Origin of the sequence: Erwinia sp. E_sp_B01_1 (assembly GCF_036865545.1) — a bacterium.
GTDB lineage: Bacteria > Pseudomonadota > Gammaproteobacteria > Enterobacterales > Enterobacteriaceae > Erwinia.
Genome location: NZ_CP142208.1, coordinates 2,084,295 through 2,104,234, shown reverse-complemented (window position 1 = coordinate 2,104,234; position 19,940 = coordinate 2,084,295). Strand labels below are relative to the sequence as shown.

At 55.1% G+C, this 19,940-nt stretch carries 16 protein-coding genes; 7 read left to right on the top strand and 9 right to left on the bottom strand.

The features are described from left to right. The first annotated feature begins 2 nt into the window (after nt 1–2). The 3 genes from malX (at nt 3) to add (ending at nt 3,944) form a co-directional block, all read left to right on the top strand. Nucleotides 3–1,589 carry a maltose/glucose-specific PTS transporter subunit IIBC gene (malX, locus tag VRC33_RS10140; RefSeq protein WP_338563426.1) on the top strand — a complete coding sequence of 529 codons (1,587 nt, stop codon included), beginning with the start codon at nt 3–5 and terminating at the stop codon, nt 1,587–1,589. A gap of 75 nt (nt 1,590–1,664) precedes the next feature. Further along, a complete protein-coding gene (locus tag VRC33_RS10135; RefSeq protein ID WP_338576991.1) occupies nt 1,665–2,843 on the top strand; it encodes a MalY/PatB family protein in 1,179 nt (392 codons plus the stop codon). Nucleotides 2,844–2,945: 102 nt separating this feature from the next. Next, nucleotides 2,946–3,944 (top strand): adenosine deaminase, encoded by a 999-nt coding sequence (gene add, locus VRC33_RS10130; protein WP_338563424.1) that lies wholly within the window; start codon nt 2,946–2,948, stop codon nt 3,942–3,944. Nucleotides 3,945–4,023: 79 nt separating this feature from the next. Here the strand turns inward: add and VRC33_RS10125 are convergent, their stop codons facing one another. From VRC33_RS10125 to VRC33_RS10105, 5 genes are all read right to left on the bottom strand, one after another. Beyond that, nucleotides 4,024–5,064 (bottom strand): oxidoreductase, encoded by a 1,041-nt coding sequence (locus tag VRC33_RS10125; RefSeq protein ID WP_338563423.1) that lies wholly within the window; start codon nt 5,062–5,064, stop codon nt 4,024–4,026. A gap of 88 nt (nt 5,065–5,152) precedes the next feature. Next, nucleotides 5,153–6,070, bottom strand: a complete 918-nt coding sequence (gene araC / locus VRC33_RS10120) for an arabinose operon transcriptional regulator AraC (RefSeq protein WP_338563422.1) — start codon at nt 6,068–6,070, stop codon at nt 5,153–5,155. Between the two features lie 12 nt (nt 6,071–6,082). Next, a complete protein-coding gene (araH, locus tag VRC33_RS10115; protein WP_338563418.1) occupies nt 6,083–7,072 on the bottom strand; it encodes an L-arabinose ABC transporter permease AraH in 990 nt (329 codons plus the stop codon). A 16-nt stretch (nt 7,073–7,088) separates the two neighbouring features. After that, nucleotides 7,089–8,612 carry an L-arabinose ABC transporter ATP-binding protein AraG gene (gene araG / locus VRC33_RS10110; protein WP_338563415.1) on the bottom strand — a complete coding sequence of 508 codons (1,524 nt, stop codon included), beginning with the start codon at nt 8,610–8,612 and terminating at the stop codon, nt 7,089–7,091. Nucleotides 8,613–8,679: 67 nt separating this feature from the next. Further along, nucleotides 8,680–9,663: an arabinose ABC transporter substrate-binding protein gene (locus tag VRC33_RS10105; protein WP_338563413.1), complete on the bottom strand. Its 984-nt coding sequence runs from the start codon at nt 9,661–9,663 to the stop codon at nt 8,680–8,682. Between the two features lie 364 nt (nt 9,664–10,027). On the opposite strand from VRC33_RS10105, the gene VRC33_RS10100 reads away from it, so the two are divergent. Both VRC33_RS10100 and araA read left to right on the top strand, forming a co-directional pair. Then, complete coding sequence (locus tag VRC33_RS10100; protein ID WP_338563409.1) at nt 10,028–11,725, top strand: ribulokinase; 1,698 nt, start codon at nt 10,028–10,030, stop codon at nt 11,723–11,725. Further along, nucleotides 11,722–13,227, top strand: a complete 1,506-nt coding sequence (gene araA / locus VRC33_RS10095; RefSeq protein WP_338563405.1) for an L-arabinose isomerase — start codon at nt 11,722–11,724, stop codon at nt 13,225–13,227. Before VRC33_RS10100 ends, araA begins: the two co-directional genes overlap by 4 nt. Before the next feature lie 812 nt (nt 13,228–14,039). On the opposite strand, the gene yjfF is transcribed toward araA, so the two are convergent. Genes yjfF through ytfQ form a run of 4 tightly spaced genes read right to left on the bottom strand, consistent with a single transcriptional unit; the run spans nt 14,040 to nt 18,568 of the window. After that, nucleotides 14,040–15,026 carry a galactofuranose ABC transporter, permease protein YjfF gene (yjfF, locus tag VRC33_RS10090; protein ID WP_338563402.1) on the bottom strand — a complete coding sequence of 329 codons (987 nt, stop codon included), beginning with the start codon at nt 15,024–15,026 and terminating at the stop codon, nt 14,040–14,042. Beyond that, entirely contained in the window at nt 15,019–16,002 is a 984-nt protein-coding gene (gene ytfT / locus VRC33_RS10085; RefSeq protein WP_338564231.1) for a galactofuranose ABC transporter, ATP-binding protein YtfT, read from the bottom strand. Before ytfT ends, yjfF begins: the two co-directional genes overlap by 8 nt. Nucleotides 16,003–16,030: 28 nt before the next feature. After that, entirely contained in the window at nt 16,031–17,557 is a 1,527-nt protein-coding gene (gene ytfR / locus VRC33_RS10080) for a galactofuranose ABC transporter, ATP-binding protein YtfR (protein WP_338576990.1), read from the bottom strand. A 54-nt stretch (nt 17,558–17,611) separates the two neighbouring features. Then, a complete protein-coding gene (gene ytfQ / locus VRC33_RS10075) occupies nt 17,612–18,568 on the bottom strand; it encodes a galactofuranose ABC transporter, galactofuranose-binding protein YtfQ (RefSeq protein WP_338563396.1) in 957 nt (318 codons plus the stop codon). Nucleotides 18,569–19,064: 496 nt separating this feature from the next. On the opposite strand from ytfQ, the gene ydgT reads away from it, so the two are divergent. Then, nucleotides 19,065–19,280 (top strand): transcription modulator YdgT, encoded by a 216-nt coding sequence (ydgT, locus tag VRC33_RS10070; RefSeq protein WP_338563393.1) that lies wholly within the window; start codon nt 19,065–19,067, stop codon nt 19,278–19,280. A gap of 104 nt (nt 19,281–19,384) precedes the next feature. Then, nucleotides 19,385–19,825, top strand: a complete 441-nt coding sequence (locus VRC33_RS10065) for a DUF2569 domain-containing protein (RefSeq protein WP_338563390.1) — start codon at nt 19,385–19,387, stop codon at nt 19,823–19,825. Nucleotides 19,826–19,940: the final 115 nt, after the last annotated feature.

The following is a 19,940-nucleotide window of genomic DNA, read 5'->3' as shown; positions in this document are numbered from 1 at the left end:
ACATGTCGGCCACCAAACAAAAAATTACCCTCTGGGAGTTTTTCCAGAGTCTGGGCAAAACCTTTATGCTTCCCGTCGCCCTGCTGTCGTTCTGCGGCATCATGATGGGCATTGGCAGCTCGCTGAGCAGCCATGATGTGATTACGCTGATCCCCTTTCTGGGCAATCACCTGCTGCAACCGATCTTTATGTGGATGAGCAAGGTCGGTTCCTTTGCCTTCAGCTATCTGCCGGTGATGTTTGCCATTGCCATTCCGCTGGGTATGGCGCGCGATAATAAAGGCGTGGCAGCCTTCTCCGGGTTTGTCGGCTTCGCGGTGATGAACCTGGCGGTAAATTTCTGGCTTAATGCCAAAGGGATCCTGCCGACCACCGATACTGCCGTGCTCAAGGCTAACAATATTCAGAATATTATTGGCATTCAGTCAATTGATACCGGGATCCTCGGTGCGGTTATCGTCGGGATCATTGTCTATTATCTGCATGAACGCTTTCATACCATCCGCCTGCCTGATGCGCTGGCGTTTTTTGGCGGAACCCGCTTTGTGCCGATTATCACCACGCTGGTGATGGGGCTTGTGGGCCTGGTGATCCCACTCCTCTGGCCGTGGTTTGCCGCCGCCATTACCGGCCTGGGCTGGATGATTAACGGCGCTGGCGATTTTGGCCCGATGATCTTTGGTACCGGCGAACGTTTACTGCTGCCCTTTGGTTTGCAGCATATTCTGGTGGCGATCATCCGCTTCACCGATGCGGGCGGCACGCTGGACGTTTGCGGTCACAGCGTCAGCGGCGCGTTAACGATTTTCCAGGCCCAGCTTTCCTGCCCCACCTCTGGCGGCTTCTCAGAGAGCGCAACGCGCTTCCTGTCGCAGGGTAAAATGCCTGCCTTCCTCGGGGGACTTCCGGGTGCTGCACTGGCAATGTACCACTGCGCACGTCCTGAAAACCGTCATAAAATTAAAGGCCTGCTGATTTCCGGCGTGGTTGCCTGCGTGGTGGGGGGAACAACCGAGCCGGTTGAATTCCTGTTCCTTTTTGTGGCGCCAGTGCTGTATGTGATCCATGCGCTGTTAACCGGTCTGGGCTTTACCCTGATGGCTGTACTGGGCGTGACCATCGGTAACACTGATGGCAACGTGATCGACTTTGTGGTGTTTGGCATTCTGCACGGCCTGGCAACCAGATGGTACTACGTGCCGGTAGTAGCCGCAGTGTGGTTCGTGGGCTATTACCTGATTTTCCGCTTTGCCATTACCCGCTTTAATATCAAAACGCCGGGGCGTGAAGTGGATACGCGCAGCGTGGAGAAAGCCTTTACTGCCACCGTGGGCAAATCAGGCTATGACACGCCAGCGATTGTCGCCGCGCTGGGCGGCATGGAAAACATCACCTCGCTGGATAACTGCCTGACCCGTTTGCGCCTGACGGTGAAAGAGATGAGCCAGGTTGATGATGCGGCACTGAAAGCTAACCGGGTGATTGGCGTGGTGCATATCAACGAGCACAGCCTTCAGGTAGTGATTGGCCCGCAGGTTCAGTCGGTAAAAGATGAGATGGTCAGCATGATGGAAACTTTCGCGGGCTGATCCTGAAGTAATCCGGGGGAAGAAAGGCAGAACGCCGGACTTCCCCCACCTGCCAGAGGTTTCTGAGAGGTTGTTATGTTTGATTTTGATCGGGTGATCGATCGGCGCGGAAGCTGGTCCACCCAGTGGGATTTTGTGGCCGACCGGTTTGGCCACGACGACTTACTGCCCTTTACCATTTCGGATATGGATTTCGCCACGGCACCCTGCATCACTGAGGCGTTGCAGCGGCGGATTGCGCATGGCGTGCTGGGCTACAGCCGCTGGCAGCATCATGATTTTCTGTCTGCGGTATGCCACTGGTACCAGCGCCGTTTCCACCTCAGCGTCGATCCGGAGCAGATAGTTTACGGGCCGTCAGTGATGTATATGGTGGCCAGCCTGATACGCCTCTGGTCTGGCCCCGGCGATGGCGTGCTGATCCATACTCCCGCCTATGATGCTTTTTACAAAGTTATTGAAGGGAATCAACGCAGGGTGCTTTCTCTGCCACTGCAACGCCAGAATGCTGACTGGCACTGCAATATGCAGGAAATGGAAGCCCTGCTGCAACGAGAAGACTGTAAGATTCTGCTGTTATGCAGCCCGCATAACCCCACCGGCAAAGTGTGGCGTAGTGCAGAGCTGCAACAGATCGCAAGCTTATGTGAACGTTATGATGTTCGGGTGATCAGCGACGAAATTCATATGGATATGGTGATGGGCGAGGCGCGACATCTTCCCTGGAGCGCGGTGGCAACCGGCCGCTGGGCCCTCTTCACCTCCGCGTCGAAGAGCTTTAACGTTCCGGCGCTGACCGGGGCTTACGGGTTTATCAGCGCTGAGCAGGATCGTCAGGCCTGGTTTCAGACGCTGAAAAGTGCCGATGGCCTCTCTTCGCCCGCCGTGCTCGCCGTAGCGGCCCATATAGCTGCTTACCGTGAAGGCGAAAATTGGCTGGATGCCCTGCGGGACTATATCAAGGCTAACCTGCTGCATGTCGCCTCGCGATTGAATCAGGCTTTCCCGCAGCTCAACTGGCAACCGCCACAGGCAACTTATCTTGCGTGGATTGACCTTACCCCCCTGGGGCTGGACGATGATGCGCTGCAACGCGAACTGACTGAACAGCAAAAAGTGGCGATTATGCCGGGCTATACCTATGGTGCGCAGGGTAAAGGTTTCCTGCGGCTGAATGTTGGCTGCCCGCGCAGTAAAGTTGATCAGGGGCTGGACAGGTTGATCGCCGCGCTGCAAAAGCTCTCTCCAGCATAAATATTCGGCACTTGACGCGGCGTTTGCGCAATTCGCTGGCGGAGTTGCGCAAAATGTTTTTATACTGTTATGCACTTTATTAAAACAACAGAGTGCGCCGACATGATCGATACCCAGCTCCCCCTTACCGATATTCATCGCCACCTTGACGGCAATATTCGTGCACAAACCATTCTTGATTTAGGCCGGGAATTTAACCTTACTTTGCCCGCTACCACGCTGGAACTGCTTCGTCCGCATGTTCAGGTTACCGAAACGCAACCCGATCTGGTCAGCTTTTTAAATAAGCTCGACTGGGGCGTCAAAGTACTGGGCTCGCTGGAGGCCTGCCGCCGGGTAGCGCTGGAAAACGTTGAGGATGCCGCCCGTGCCGGTATTCACTATGCGGAACTGCGCTTTTCACCTGGGTATATGGCAATGACCCATAACCTGCCCGTGGCGGGCGTGGTGGAGGCGGTGATTGATGGCATCCGTGCCGGTTGCCAGCAGCACAACATTGACGTGCGCCTGACCGGGATCATGAGCCGGACCTTTGGTGAAGAAGCCTGCCTTCGCGAGCTGGAAGGCCTGCTTGCACACCGTGACCACATCACCGCGCTGGACCTGGCAGGAGACGAGCTGGGCTTCCCCGGCAGCCAGTTCCTCAGCCACTTTACCCGCGCCCGCGATGCCGGTTTCCGTATTACCGTCCACGCAGGCGAAGCGGCAGGCCCGGAGAGCATCTGGCAGGCGATCCGTGAACTGGGTGCAGAGCGTATCGGGCACGGCGTGAAGGCGGTTGAAGATCCGGCCCTGATGGATTTCCTGGCAGCGCATGAGATTGGTATTGAATCCTGCCTGACTTCGAATATCCAGACCAGCACCGTCTCTTCACTGGCACACCATCCGCTGGCAAAATTCCTCGCGCACGGCATTCTGGCAACCATCAATACGGACGACCCTGCCGTTCAGGGCATTGAGCTGGCGCATGAATATGAAGTGGCGGCCCCGCAGGCTGGATTGAGCCAGGCACAAATCCGCACCGCACAGGATAACGGTATGAAAATCGCCTTCCTGAGTGAAGCAGAGAAACAGGCCGTTCGCGCGCGCGTCGCAGCTTAATTGCCTGCCGATAGCGGCATAAACAAAAACCCCGCCAGAAAATCCTGCGCGGGGTTTTATATTACTGTCGGCTGGAAAGCTATTTCAGCGTCAGCGTCTGACGTTTTTCGGCAGACTGCAGGCCAAGCTCAATCAGTTCCATCACCTGAATCGCTTCTTCTGCAGTTACCGGGTTTTTACCGTCGCCATTAATGGCATCACGGATGCCGGCATAATAGGCCGGGTAATTACCTGGAATAGTCAGCAGGGTCTCTTCTGCCATCATATCGCCATTCGCCAGGGTCACCACGCCATCACGCATATCGTAGCCCCAGTCTTCCTGCGGAGGACGGGCGCCCGCTTTCAGGCTGTCTTCCTGCGGATCCAGACCGTACTTCACGTAACTGCCACGGGTACCGTGAACCTGAAAACGCGCCGATTCCGCTGCCACCAGCATGCTGCCATGCAGCACCACACGACGCTGAGGATAAGTCAGCACGGCATGGAAGTAGTCGGTGGTTTGCGCGCCAGGGCGCAGTTCCGCAGTATCCACATTGATCGCCACTGGGGCACCAAAGAGTTGCAGTGCCTGATCGATCACATGCGGCCCCAGATCGTACCAGATGCCGCTGCCCGCGCCTTTCTGTTCACGCCAGCGGTTACGCACTTCCGGCCTGAAGCGGTCAAAATGCGATTCAAAATAACGCACTTCACCCAGCGTGCCTTCGTTCAGCAGCGCTTTCAGCGTCAGGAAGTCACTGTCCCAGCGGCGGTTGTGGAACACAGAAAGCATCAGCCCTTTGGCCTTAGCCAGCGCATCCAGCTCGCGAGCCTGTGACAACGTCACGGTAAACGGCTTATCCACCACCACATGTTTACCGGCGTTCAGCGCAGCTTTAGCCAGCGGGAAGTGGGTATCATTGGGGGTAGGAATAACGACCAGTTGCAGCGTGGGATCGTCAAACAGGGTTTGTGGATTGGAAACCACCTGCGTGGATGGCCAGTCTGCGTGCACTTTACCGGCATCGCTGCTGGAGACAGCCGCCAGTTCCATCCCGGAGGTTCCGGCGATTAAAGGCGCATGAAAGGTCTTGCTGGCGAAGCCGTAACCGACCAGCCCTACACGAATTTTGTCGCTCATTTGCACTCCTCTTGTCACTTACCCTGATGATTTAAGACTATCAGCAGGGTAAGAACAAGGCGGAATTCACTGAATTGTCCCGTTTCGCTTAACTGTTGGCACTTCTGGGTAAATCCCAGGTTTCCTGAGCCACCAGCGCATCATGCGCATCCAGCGTGCGGCGGCGGAAATCGCTGGGGCTGACGCCCACACGTTTACGGAAGACCCGCGAGAAATAAAGCTGATCGTCATAGCCGACAATCCGCCCGATAGTGGCGATCGGCTCCTGGGTGGTTTGCAGCAGCAGTTTGGCACGGATAACCCGCTGATCTTCACGCCAGCGCAGCAGATTTACCCCCATCTGCTCCCGGAAAAGGTGGGCAAGCCGTGAAGGCGAAAGGCAGACATGGTTCGCCACTTCATCAATCTTCAGTTCGCCCGCCAGATTGCTGGTGACGAACTGACAGGCTTCGATAACCCGCGGGTCCCGGATCTGCTGATGGCTGCGGGGATCTTCCTCCACCGCCCTGAGCAGTAGCCGCTCCAGCAGGTTCATCGCCAGTTCTTCAGCGAAGCGCCTCCCTGAAGTGTGAGTCTGTTCGATATTGGCGAACAGTCGCTCAAACTCTCCGCGCAGACGCTCAGGTAATCTTAACCTTCCCACGCCCTGTTTCTCATCCTGCCACGCCAGCCAGTCGCTCCAGTAGGCACGCGGGCGGAAGTATATCCAGCGATGGTGCCAGCAGTCGCTCTCCGGCGAGCGACCATAATAGTGAGGGGTTTTCGGCTGAAACAGCAGCAGGTCGCCCGGTTCACAGTCAAAGGCGTGCTCATCATTAAAAACCTGCCCCCGGCCTTTGGTGGTCAGGTTAATGATGTAACCTTTCATGCCCTGGGGACGGTCAATAAAGAAATCCAAACCATCCCCGGCATTGATTGGCGTCAGGCCAGCCACCAGCCAGGCGTTAAACTGATAGCCTGGCAACAACGGATTAGATTGCGCCACGGGCGCTAAGCGATGGTACATAACGCCTCCTTATCAGGCTGTTTTGGCTTTCTGTTTGTAGCGGTCGAAGATCACCGCGGCTAACAGTATCAAACCGCGCACCACATACTGTGAGAAAGGCGAGATATTCAATAAATTCATCGCGTTCTCAACCGTTCCAAGGATCAGCACCCCGGCCACCACGTAGGAAATTTTGCCGATACCGCCCTTCAGCGATACGCCGCCCAGCACGCAGGCAGAGATAACGATCAGCTCGTAACCCAGCGAGGTCATGGGCTGTCCGCTGGTCATACGGGAAGCCAGAATAATGCCTGCGGCAGCGGAGACCAGGCCAGAAAGGATAAAGATGATAATCCGCGTGCGTACCACCGGCACCCCTGCCAGGCGGGCTGCTTCTTCGTTACCGCCGATTGCCAGCGTGTTGCGACCAAAGGTGGTTTTATTTAACAGAAAGCCAAAGATAATCATCGTACCGATGGTCAGCCAGACCGGCGCAGGCACGCCGAACCAGTTGGTATAGCCCAGCGCAAAGAAGCGTTCATCCTCAATGCCCACCGCCTGGCCGTTGGAGAAGATATAGGCCAGCCCGCGCACAATCTGCATCGTCGCCAGAGTGGTGATCAGCGCGTTGATTTTCAGTTTGGCAATCACAAAACCATTGATAAACCCGCAGGCCACGCCCAGCAGCAGCCCGGCAAAAATGCCAATCCACAGGCTTTCGGTCATGTTGATCACCACGGCAGTAGTCACACCTGCACAGGCAATTACCGAGGCGATGGAGAGGTCAAAATCGCCGGAGGCGAGACAGAACAACATGCCGCAGGCCACCATGCCGGACATCGACATGGCCAGCCCCAGGCCTTTCATATTGATCAGCGTGCCAAAGTTTGGCACGAAAATAGTGCAGCCGATAAACAGCACGGCGAACACCACCAGCATGCCGAAGTTATCCCAGATCCGGCTCAGATTGATCCGGTTGCCCCGCGTTGGTGGCGTTGCAGAAGATGTGGTGGAAGATGACATCAGGTATTCCTTCTAATCAGGCCACGGCTGCGGCACGTTGAGTCGTTTTTGGCATGGCAAGGCTCAGGGTTTGCGCTTCGGTGGCCTGGTCATGGCTCAGCTCACCGGCAATCTCGCCCTCTCTCATCACCAGGATGCGGTCTGCCAGTCCCATCACTTCAGGCAGGTCGCTGGAGGCGAACAGCACCGCAATGCCCTTCTCCGCCAGCGCATAAATCAGCGTGTAAATTTCATTTTTGGCTCCTACATCAATCCCGCGCGTGGGTTCATCCAGCAGGATCACTTTCATCTCCTCCGAGAGCCAGCGGCCCAGAATGGCCTTCTGCTGATTGCCACCGGAAAGGTTCATGATCAGCTGATCGGCTGAAGGCGTTTTGATATTGAGTGAACGGATGTGCGCGGCGGCATTTTTGTTTTCCCACTGGTTATCGATCAGACAGCCTGCGGTCAGGTTATTGCGCCGGGCGCTGATATTGATGTTGTCCCGCACCGAGTGAACCGGAATGATGCCATCCGCTTTACGATCTTCCGGACAGAGCAGGATCCCGGCGCGGATAGCATGTGCAGGCTCTTTGATCACAACAGGCTCGCCATCCAGCCGCAGTTCGCCGCCGGTGAGTTTGGTCGCGCCAAACAGCCCCTTCATCAGCTCGCTGCGGCCTGCACCGACCAGGCCAAACAGGCCAACAATCTCCCCGGCGTGCACTTCAAGCGAAATGGGCTTCCGCACGCCTTTGGCCTGTACCTCATTTAGCTGCAGGCGTACCGCGCCCGTTTTACGCGGGGAGTAACCATAAATATCGCCGATTTCACGGCCCACCATCGCCTGAACCAGCTCATCGTGCGAGGTGTTGGCAACGTCATCAAAGGTACGAACAAAGCGACCATCTTTAAATACGGTGATGGCATCGCTCAGCGCGAAAATTTCTTCCATTCGGTGTGAAACATAAAGCACTACCCGCCCCTGTTCACGCAGCTGGCGGATCACCCGGAACAGGTGTTCAATCTCACGCGCGGAAAGCGAACTGGTTGGCTCATCGAAAGCGATGACCTTGGCATTCCGCGCCAGCGCTTTGGCGATCTCGACCATCTGCCACTGCCCCAGAGAGAGCGATTTTAATGGCGTATCCGGATCGATATTCATGCCCAGATTTTTCAGTTGCTCCCCGGCTTCATAGCGCAGCAGTTTACGGTTAACGAATCCGGCACGCTGAGGTAGCTGGCCGAGATAGATGTTCTCCGCTACTGACATTTCCGGCACCAGATGAAGTTCCTGGTAAATAATGGCGACACCCGCATCCAGCGCATCGGTGGTATGGATAAAGCTGACGGGCTCTCCCCTGAGGCGGATTTCGCCACTGGAGGGCTGGTAACTGCCGCTGAGGATCTTCAACAGTGTGGATTTACCGGCGCCGTTCTCGCCCATCAGCGCATGGATCTGGCCTGCGCCACATTCGAAGCTGATATCCTGCAACGCTTTCACGCCGGGGAAGGTTTTGCTGATGCCATGAAAGCTCAGGTAAGCGGGTTGCGTGCTCATATTCTCTCCTGCCAGGTTGCCGTACATCGCAGGGGGGCGGCACTGAGCACCGTCCCCCACGGGCTGGTTACATCAGGCCTTTTTTCGCCAGTTCTGTTTTGAAGTTGTCGCGGGTAATCAGTACCACGTCGGTAACTTCAGTGAACTTCGCCGGTTCGGCATCTTTAGTCACCCAGTTGTAAAGCATCTGGATGCTCTTATAGCCATGCACGTCCGGGCTTGGCAGCAGGGAACCGTAGAAGCCGGTTGCCTGGCCTTTCGACAGTTCATTCACCGCATCCACACCGTTGATGCCGATGCCAATCACGTCAGGCGCTTTAAAGCCCTGACCTTCGGTAGCGCGAACGCCGCCCAGCACGGTGTTGTCGTTCATGCCCAGGATCAGCCAGTGCTTCACGCCGGGATGCTGTACCAGCAGGGAGTTACCGGCATCAAACGCGCCAGGAATATCGTTGGATTTGGTAGGCACTTTATAGATTTGCGCCGCAGGGAATCCAGCCGCTTTCAGCGCGTCCATTGAACCAGAAGTGCGGCGACGGGCGGTATCAAGTTCGTCAGCCGTGATAGCCATCACGCCGGTGTCTTTCGCTTCCCAGCCGCGCTTTTTCATCTCTTTAAACAGTTCCTGCCCCTGACGTTCGCCAATTTTGGTAGCGGCCATCATCACCAGCGGCACGGTATCCATCGGTTTGCCTTTGGCAGTGACAAACTGATCGTCAACGGCAATCACTTTCAGATCGTAGCTGCGGGCCTTGGCCACGATGGCTGAACCCAGTTTGGGATCCGGGGTACAGATAACGAAACCTTTGGCCCCGCTTGCCGCCAGGCTGTCGATGGCGTTAAGGGTTTTTTCACCATCCGGCACGGCGATTTTGATGACTTCAAAGCCCATCTCTTTGCCAGCTTTGTCGGCGAACTTCCACTCTGTCTGGAACCAGGGTTCTTCCGGTTGTTTAACCAGAAAACCCAGCTTCATGGTTTCGGCCATAGCTGATTGTGACATAACGGCTGCAAGGCCAATGGCGGCCAACGCGTAGGGTATTTTGTGCATGAGGCTCTCCGGCTCAGTACCCGCTTTCAGGCGGTGTGATGTAAACGGTATCAGTCAGTGTGATGCCTGGTTAAGGGCTTAAATCGGCAAGTATTTCGGGAAAGGCGGTGAGGCCTGAACCGATGAACGCTAGTTTTAACGGGAACTTAGCCCGGAAAGGGAGAGCCATATCACACCCTGTGATTACAGTGATTCTGTCCATAGATTCAGCCAGATTAACCTTCATGTAACATTTGAGCTCTGTCACATAACACTCATCCATGACAGAAAAGTGCATATTTGCAGCGTCCTTTACCTAACTCCCGGACGCCAGCCTTCATAGGCTATTCAGACAGGTTCTTACATACCGTCTGGAGAGAAGAGAATGCAGTTGGGTGCCATTACAATAGGTCTGGATTTTGGCAGCGATTCGGTTCGCGCACTGGCAGTAGACTGCGCCAGCGGAACGGAATTGCATTCACAGGTTGTGGCTTACTCCCGGTGGCAAGCCGGGCTTTACTGCCAGAGCCGCATCAACCAGTTTCGTCATCATCCACAGGACTATATCGACGCCTTTGAACAGGCCATTCGTGACGTTGTCACAAAACTTTCCCCTGAACAGCGCCTGAACGTGGTGGGAATTGGTGTGGATTCTACCGGCTCAACCCCTGCCCCAATCGATCGCGACGGTAACGTCCTGGCGCTGCGGCCAGAGTTTGCCGAAAACCCCAATGCGATGTTTGTATTGTGGAAGGATCACACCGCCATAAAGGAAGCCGAAGAGATCACCACGCTGTGCCACAGTGGCCAGTTTGAAGATTACTCACGCTTTATTGGCGGCATTTACTCTTCTGAATGGTTCTGGGCGAAAATTCTGCACGTCAGCCGGGAAGATCGGGCGGTGCGTGAAGCCGCTGTTTCCTGGATTGAGCTTTGCGATTGGGTGCCTGCGCTGTTGAGCGGCACAACCGCGCCGGAAGCTATCCGTCGTGGTCGCTGCGCCGCCGGGCATAAATCTTTGTGGCATCCGGAATGGCAGGGTTTACCTACCAGCGAATTCCTCAATGCGCTGGATCCCCTGCTGACTCAGCATCTGGACACGCCGCTGTTCAGCGAAACCTGGACCGCCGATTTGCCGGTTGGCACGATCACCGCTGAATGGGCCGGTCGTCTGGGCCTGCCTGAAACGGTGATCCTCTCTGGCGGAGCGTTCGACTGCCATATGGGCGCGGTGGGTGCCGGAGCAAAACCCTATACCCTGGTCAAAGTGATTGGCACTTCAACCTGCGACATCCTGATTGCCGATCGGGATCGGGTTGGCGATCGCGCTATCAAAGGGATTTGCGGCCAGGTCAACGGCAGCGTGATGCCGGGGATGGCTGGACTTGAAGCTGGCCAGTCCGCTTTTGGTGATATGTATGCCTGGTTCAGCCGTTTGCTGAGCTGGCCGCTTGAACAGGCGGCGAAGCGCTACCCGGATCGGCAGCCTGAATTAGCCGCCATCCAGAAAACCCTGCTCAACGATCTGACCAAAGCCTGGGCAGAAGATCCGCAACTGGATCATTTGCCGGTGGTGCTGGACTGGTTTAACGGTCGCCGCACCCCCTTTGCGAATCAACGCCTGCAGGGGCTCATTACCGATCTGAATCTGGGGACCGATGCGCCAACGCTGTTTGGCGGATTTATCGCCGCTACCGCCTTTGGTGCCAGAGCGATTATGGAGTGCTTTGAACAACAGGATATTCCGGTCGAAAGCATTCTGACGCTGGGCGGCATAGCCCGCAAATCCCCGGCGATTATGCAGGTGTGCTGCGATGTGATGAACCGTCCGCTGGATATTGTCGCTTCTGATGAGTGCTGTGCGCTGGGTGCCGCCATTTTTGCCGCCGTGGCAGCAGGTATTTATCCGGATGTGCCGTCCGCCCAGCAGCAGATGGCCAGCCCCATCGCCACTACCCTGCAACCGGACGCCAGCCGCGTCGATCGTTATCAACAACTTTATCAACGTTACCTTCAGTGGTGTGAAGTGGCCGAACCGCAGTTTGCCGCTCAGCCTTCCAAAATTTCAGGAGAAGTAAAATGACTCAACCCAATGCGCTTAACGTCTGGTTTGTGATTGGTACCCAGCATCTTTACGGCGCGGAAACGCTGCGCCAGGTGGAACAGCATGGTCAGCAGGTGGTGGACGGTCTCAATCGTGATGGCCGCCTGCCGTTCACCCTGGTCCTGAAACCGCTGGTTAAAAGCCCGGATGAAGCGCTGGCGTTATGTCGCCAGGCCAACCACGCAGAAGAGTGCCTGGGAATTATCACCTGGCTGCACACGTTTTCTCCGGCGAAGATGTGGATCGGCGGCCTCTCTATCCTGAATAAGCCGCTGTTGCAGTTCCATACCCAGTTCAATGCGGAGATCCCGTGGGACAGTATGGATATGGACTTTATGAACCTGAATCAGACGGCGCACGGTGGCCGCGAATTCGGCTTTATCGGCGCGCGGATGCGTCTGTCGCACAGCGTGATCACCGGTCACTGGCAGGATAAAGTTGCCCAGGAACGCATCGGCAAGTGGATGCGTGCAGCCGCTGCGAAGCAGGCGAGCCAGAATTTAAAAGTGGCGCGTTTTGGCGACAACATGCGTGAAGTGGCGGTAACCGAAGGCGATAAAGTGGCGGCGCAGATCCAGTTTGGCTATTCGGTCAACGGCTGGGGTGTGGGCGATCTGGTTGAGGTGATCAACGGCATCAGCGACGGCGATGTGAATGCGCTGGTTGATGAGTATGAGAGCCTGTATGACTTTACCCCTGCTGCGGCGGTAAACGGCGAGAAGCGCCAGAACGTGGTGGATGCGGCGAGAATTGAGTTGGGCATCAAAGGCTTTTTGCAGGCTGAAGGCTGCATGGCGTTCACCACCAATTTCCAGACCCTGCATGGCATGACGCAGTTACCGGGGCTGGCGGTTCAGCGTCTTATGCATCAGGGCTACGGATTTGCCGGTGAAGGCGACTGGAAGACCGCAGCCTTGCTGCATATTTTCAAAGTCATGGCCACCGGCCTGCCGGGCGGCACTTCCTTTATGGAGGATTACACCTATCATTTCTCGCCGGGAAATGAGCTGGTGTTAGGTTCGCATATGCTGGAAGTTTGCCCGTCGATTGCCAAAGAGAGCCGTCCGTTGATCGACGTGCAGTTCCTGGGCATTGGGGGTAAAGCCGATCCGGCGCGTCTGATTTTCTCCACGCCTGCGGGACAGGCGGTGAATGCCAGCGTGATTGATATGGGCGATCGTTTCCGTCTTCTGGTGAACGTAGTGGATGCGATTGAGCAGCCAAAACCGCTGCCGAAGCTGCCGGTAGCCCGCGCACTGTGGCACGCGCAGCCTTCACTGGCGACAGCGTCTGAAGCATGGATTCTGGGCGGCGGCGCGCATCATACGGTGTTCAGCCAGGCCCTGACGGTAGACGATATGCGTCAGTACGCCGAGATGCACGGTATTGAAGTGGTAGTCATTGACAACGAAACTACGCTGCACGGTTTCAAGGACGCATTACGCTGGAACGAGGCTTATTACCGCCTGAATCAGCGTTAACTCTTTTATGCGGAAGTGAGTGTTGCTCCCGCACGGTCACCGGTTAAAGCCTTCCCTGTGCTGGGAAGGCTTTTTTATTGGCGTTCCGAAGTTAAAACCGGTTTCTGTTGAAAGGAGTACATAACTGAACACGCCCTAAGATCTAAACCTGGGGCGATGGAAAGGTGTCGCCAGGGTTTAAGGTCAAAAGCTGGTGCTGTGCTAAGGCGTTATCTGGGTTTAAGGTCAAAAGCTGGCCCGGTGCTAAGGCGTCACCTGGGTTTAAGGTCAAAAGCTGGCCCGGTGCTAAGTCGTCACCTGGGTTTAAGGTCAAAAGCTGGCCCGGTGCTAAGGCGTCACCAGGGTTTAAGGTTAAAAGCTGGCCCGGTGCTAAGGCGTCACCAGGGGGCCTGTTATCCGGGACGTCGTGAATCCGTCCCTGGAGACTTCGCAGCCACGTCCATGTGGCTGAGACCCGGCTAACAGGCCCCCTGGCGCCACCCCTCATCTTCAGTGTCGTTGGTTAATTTAGTGGTCGCACAGGTTGAAAGCTGGTTAGTTTTGAAATGCCCCGTCTCCACCACACAAAACAGAAGCTTAGGGGCGGGGAGAGTGGGCTGATAAGCAAAGCGTCCCGGCACATGGACGTGCCGGGCCGAGCTGTCATGGATGACGCTTTTTGCGTCTTTGTGTTCAGCCCACTCTCCCCGACCTTGCCGCCTGAACAAACAGGCAACAGCCTTAGAACTAACAGCTAAATACTCTCCCCGACCTTGCCACCTGAACATACAGGCAACCAGGCAACCAGGTAACCAGGCCCCGAAGTATTAAGATCACCCAGCCAGCCGCTTAACCGGCGCATTTTGCTGACGATCCCACATCACGGTCAACAGACGCTGTAGCGCTATAAAGGCGAACAGTAAAATACCGATGGCGATTTTCGTCCACCACGAACTCAGGGTGCCGTCGAAATTAATCCAGGTCTGAATCAGCCCCTGAATCAACACCCCGAACAACGTGCCCAGAACCGTGCCCACCCCACCCGAAAGCAGCGTGCCGCCGATCACTACCGAAGCAATCGCATCCAGCTCCACGCCCATCCCCGCAAGGGCATAACCCGCCGAGGTATAAAGCGAAAACACAATGCCGGCCAGCGTCGCCAGCGCGGAAGAAAGCATATAAATTCGCACCGTGGTGCTGCGGGTTGAAATACCCATTAACTGCGCAGAGGTAACATTACCGCCAATTGCATAAACCTGATTACCAAAGCGGCTACGGTGCGCCAGAACAATCCCGAAAACCACCACCACCAGCATAATCACCGCCAGAAGACTTAACCGCCCTCCTCCGGGGATCTTCCAGGCCAGACTGGAAAGCGTGGTATAGAGCGGATGATCGATCGGAATCGAACTTTCTGCCACCAGATAGCTGCATCCCCGCAGGAAAAACATTCCCGCCAGGGTAATGATAAATGCTGGAATTTTTAGCGCATCGATCAGCCAGCCCATAAAAGCACCGAACGCAGAGCCCATCACCATCACCAGCGCAAAGGCCAGCCAGGGATCAAGATGAAAATCGCCAATCGCCCTGGCAAGAAAAACCCCCGTGAAAGCAATCACCGCGCCTACCGACAAATCGATGCCGCCTGACAGGATCACAAAGGTCATCCCTACAGCGATGATGCCGAGGAAAGCGTTATCAGTCAGAATATTGGCAATAACCCTGGTGGAGGCGAAGCCCGGAAACTGACTCAGACAAAACAGATACCCTGCCACAAACACCAGCAGCGTGATCATCAGGGGAAGATGACGTTTAACCACCTTTGCGTCCTCGCTTGAACAGTTGAATAAACCGTGGAGACTGAATTAACAGCACCGCCATCACCACCACCGCCTTCACCACCTGATTCAGCTCAGGCGGGAAGCCCGACAGCAGAATACCGGTGTTCATCGCCTGAATAATCAGCGCAGCAACCAGGGAAAGCAGCAGATTAAAACGCCCGCCCATCAGCGAAGCACCGCCAATCACTACCGCCAGGATCGCATCCAGCTCCAGCCACAGCCCGGCGTTGTTGGCATCCGCCCCGCGAATATCTGCCGCCACAATCAATCCCGCTACTGCTGCACATAATCCACTGATGGCGTAAGTGGTCATCACCACCAGCCAGCCATTCACCCCGGCATTTCGCGCCGCCCGCAGGTTAATACCCACCGCTTCGATAAACATCCCCAGGGCGGTTTTTCGCGTCAGCAGCCAGACCAGCAGCGCCATGCCCAGGGTAATCCACACCGGTACCGGGAAGAACCAGAGCGTGCCGCTCCCTAATCTGGCCAGCGAATCGCTGTCAAAGGTGACAATCTGGCCCTGAGTGATCAACTGGGCAATACCGCGCCCTGCCACCATCAGGATCAGCGTGGCAACAAACGGCTGAATTTTTAGCAACGCCACCAGAATCCCGTTCCATAAACCGCAAAGAAGACCGGTTCCTAACGTGGCGAGAATAATCACCGGCAGGCTGTGCCCCGCTACGGTCAGCGTGGCTGCGGTTGCTCCAGCAATGGCCATAACCGCACCCACCGAGAGGTCAATTCCCCCCGTTGCAATCACCAGCGTCATCCCTATGGCCAGCAAAGCCACCGGCGCGGCGCGGTTCAGAATATCGATCGGGCTGCCAAACAGCCTGCCGTCCTGCAAATGAATGGCAAAGAAATTATTGGCAACCAGACTGTCGACAAACAGCACCAGTAGCAGCGCGGCGATTTGCGGCATCCCCGCAGGCAGTTTGCGTTTGAACATGCGCGTTTTCCCCGGCACCAGATGTGACTCAAGCATGTTGCGCCCCTCCTGCCGCAATGGCGTTGACAATAGAGGCGACGGAAAGCTGCTCAAGCGGGATTTCCGCCACCTGCTGACGATCCCTGAGGATCACCACCCGATCCGCGTAACCCACCAGCTCCTCCAGTTCAGAGGAGATAACCAGTAATGCCAGCCCGTCGGCACAGAGTGTCTCAATCAGGCGGATGATCTCCGCATGTGCACCCACGTCAATCCCGCGCGTGGGTTCATCGAGGATCAAAAACTGCGGTTTGGTCACCAGCCAGCGTGAAAGCAACACTTTCTGCTGATTTCCACCGGAGAGCAGTTCCACCGGCTGATCGGCATTGGGCGTGCGGATACCCAGACTTTTAATAAAACGCGCAGCTATCTCCTGCTGCTCGCGGCGTTTAATCGGTCGCAGCCAGCCACGCTGGGCCTGTAGCGCCAGAATAATGTTCTCACGCACCGATGCCGCACCCACTACTCCGTCAGTTTTTCGGTCTTCGGGACAGAAACCCATGCCAAGCCGGGAAGCCTGGGCTGGATTGCGTATAGTGCGTTTTTTTCCCCTGATGAAGGCGGTGCCGCTGTCGGCACGTTTGATACCAAATAACAGCTCGGCTGTTTCAGTCCTGCCGGACCCTAACAGGCCAGCCAGACCCACGGCTTCGCCGGGACGGACGCTGAGACTGAAAGGTTCCAGAGTGCCTTTTTTACCGTAATCTTTAAATTCCACTACTGGCTGATTGCTTTTCAGCGTGCTGCCCGCCCGTTGCAGTGCGGTTTCCAGCAGCTCGCGCCCCAGCATCAGTTTGATCAGTTCAATCTGCGGCAGATCGCGTGTCTCACGCGTGGCCACAAACTGGCCGTTGCGCAGCACGGTGATGCGATCGCTGACCTTGTAGACCTGGTCGAGAAAATGGGTGACAAAAATCAGGCCCATCCCCCTGGCTTTCAGCTGATTCATCAGCGTGAACAGCATCTCCACTTCACTGGCATCCAGGCTGGCGGTAGGTTCATCGAGGATCAATACCTTCGCTGAAAGATCCACCGCGCGGCAAATAGCGATAATTTGCTGCATAGCTACCGAGTACTGTCCCAGAGGCCGGGTAACATCCAGCTCAAATCCGTAACTGTGCATCAACTCACGGGCTTTGCGTACCATCGTTTTACGGTCGATCAGACCAAAACGCCGGGGTTCGCGTCCGATAAACAGATTATCGGCTACGGACATGTTGGGCAGCAGATTCACTTCCTGGTAAACCGTTCCTATACCGATAGCCTGGGCCTCAGCGGTGCTCTGGGGATCGATCGCTTTGCCGTCCAGCGTGACGCTGCCGCTGTCACGTTTATAGACACCGGTCAGCACTTTAATAATGGTGGATTTCCCGGCGCCGTTTTCGCCCAGCAGCGCCATGATTTCGCCAGCGCGCACATCAAAGGAGACGGTATCCAGTGCCTTAACACCGGGGAAGGCTTTGCTGATGCCGTTGATACTCAGCAGGGGCTCAGGTGACATCTTCAGAGAGCTCATACGACTTTGCCTCAACCATGAAAAAAGCCGCCTGAGGATCAGGCGGCGCGGTGGTTAGTAACCCATGCCTTTTTTCTTGTCTAACTGAGCCTGTGCATCGGCAGGCAGGTAAAGCTTCGATTCCGTTTTGATAATTTTTGGCGGCATAGTGCCGTCTTTTTTGAATTTCTCGAGCGCATCGAACGCCGGGCCCGCCATATTTGGTGTCAGCTCAACGTTGGCATTAGCCTCACCGGCCAGCATGGCTTTATAAATATCGGGTACGCCATCGATAGATCCGGTCAGAATATCTTTGCCTGGTTTAAGCCCGGCTTCTTTAATAGCCTGAATGGCACCGATAACCATGTCATCGTTATGGGCATAGACCATGCAGATGTTTTTACCGTTATTTTCTGCCTTGATAAAGCTCTCCATGACCTCTTTCCCTTTACTGCGGGTAAAGTCACCGGACTGAGAACGGATGATTTTAATACCAGGGCCACTGGCAATAGCTTCCGCGAAGCCTTTTTTACGATCGATAGCCACGCTGGCGCCCACGGTGCCCTGTAATTCAACCACGTTACAAGGTTTACCTGCCTGCTGTTTCACCAGCCAGTCACCAATCAATTTGCCTTCAAGAACGTTATCAGCAGTGACAACTGCCATATAAAGCGACTTGTCTTTTACCACGATGGCGCGATCAAGCAGGAAGACCGGGATTTTGGCATCTTTTGCTTCTTCCAGTACCGGTTCCCAGCCAGTCTGCACCACCGGCGCGATAAAAATGGCATCAACACCCTGGGCGATAAAGGAGCGTACCGCCTTGATTTGGTTCTCTTGTTTTTGCTGTCCGTCAGCAATTTTCAGCGTGATGCCGCGCTTCTGGGCCTCGCTTTTTGCCACGCTGGTTTCTGCCGCACGCCAGCCAGATTCGGAGCCTACCTGCGAGAATCCCACCGTCATGGATTCGGCCAGGGCCGTGCCGGACAAGCTGGCGCTTATAAGGGTGGTCAAAAGTAAACGCTTCCACATGATCATTGTTCCTCTGAAGGGATTTCGAAGTCTGGGGTCAAACGCCACTAAATCCTGGACTATCCGGCGCCAAACATTTACGACAGTGCTCACAAAACGCAACAATTAAAAGAGCTTACGCGATCGGCTGCCTCACCCTGTTCCCGGCATGATATGGAGAAAACGCCTGAATAAATTTGCTGGTGTGTTAAATAACTGTAATAAACATAAGCGCTTATCATTCGTTCTGATGGAAGCGATTACAGCACCACGTCAGGTTCTGTCACCGGGCAGCAAGATTTCAGGGGGGCAACGAATTAACAGAATTGTGACTTACGCCTCATCTGCTATAAACCAATTGAAAAGGAGAATTTCACCTGGCCGAAATATGGCCTTATAAATAGGCAAAATCCTTACTCAGTATTCTGATTTTACTGGGGTTTAATCTTTGGACTATAGACAGACAATACGCCGGCAATATACTGGAGCCTCCCAATTCTCATCCCTGACGGCCATCATGACAGTTCAAGAATATCTGTTGAAATTTCGTAAAGTAAGTTCGCCGGATACGCTGGAAAAACTCTTCGACCATTTGAATTATTCACTGACCGATAATACCGAGATCGTTAATATGTATCGCGCTGCCGATCATCGTCGCGCGGAGCTGGTTTCGGGCGGTCGCTTGTTTGATCTCGGACGCGTGCCTAAATCCATCTGGCATTATGTAATATAACTTTTTCGTTAAAATTGAAGTCGCTTTCCGTATACTCCCCTACACCTGTTGTAAATGGCTTATTTGCTCAGCAAAAAGTCTTTCTAGTTGTATAAGGATAACGAGTGGCTGCTCAACCCACACCGCGCATTGCCGGTCTGCTTCTGGTCCCGCTGGCCTGGTTAATTATGACCATGCTTACCAGCGCCGTCGTGGTAGCAATGTATTTAAGCGCGTTACTGACCCCGGAATTACGCAGTGCCCTGTTTAATAACACCCACTCATTTACCCTGCAGTGGAGCATTTCCCTGCTCACTTCATTGGTTGTGTGGTGTTACAGCATCTGGGTGACGTGGATTTTCTGTAAACGTTCGCGCCGTTTGCCCCGTCATTACATTATCTGGCTACTTGTTACGGTATTACTGGCGATCAAGACCTTTGCTTTTTCGCCCGTAAGCGATGCTGCCGCTATCAGGACATTACTGATTGCCCTGCTGGCCGCAGCGGTTCTGGTGCCCTATTTCAAACGTTCACAACGGGTGAAAACCACTTTTATCGAACCGTGATTTTTCAAAGCCGTTGTTCATGTCCCTGAGCTGAAGTGAGTACAGCACCGGCTGATTTCACGTGACACATCCCTGGTGATGCCAGGGATTTTTTCCAAAACACCCGCCTGCGCCG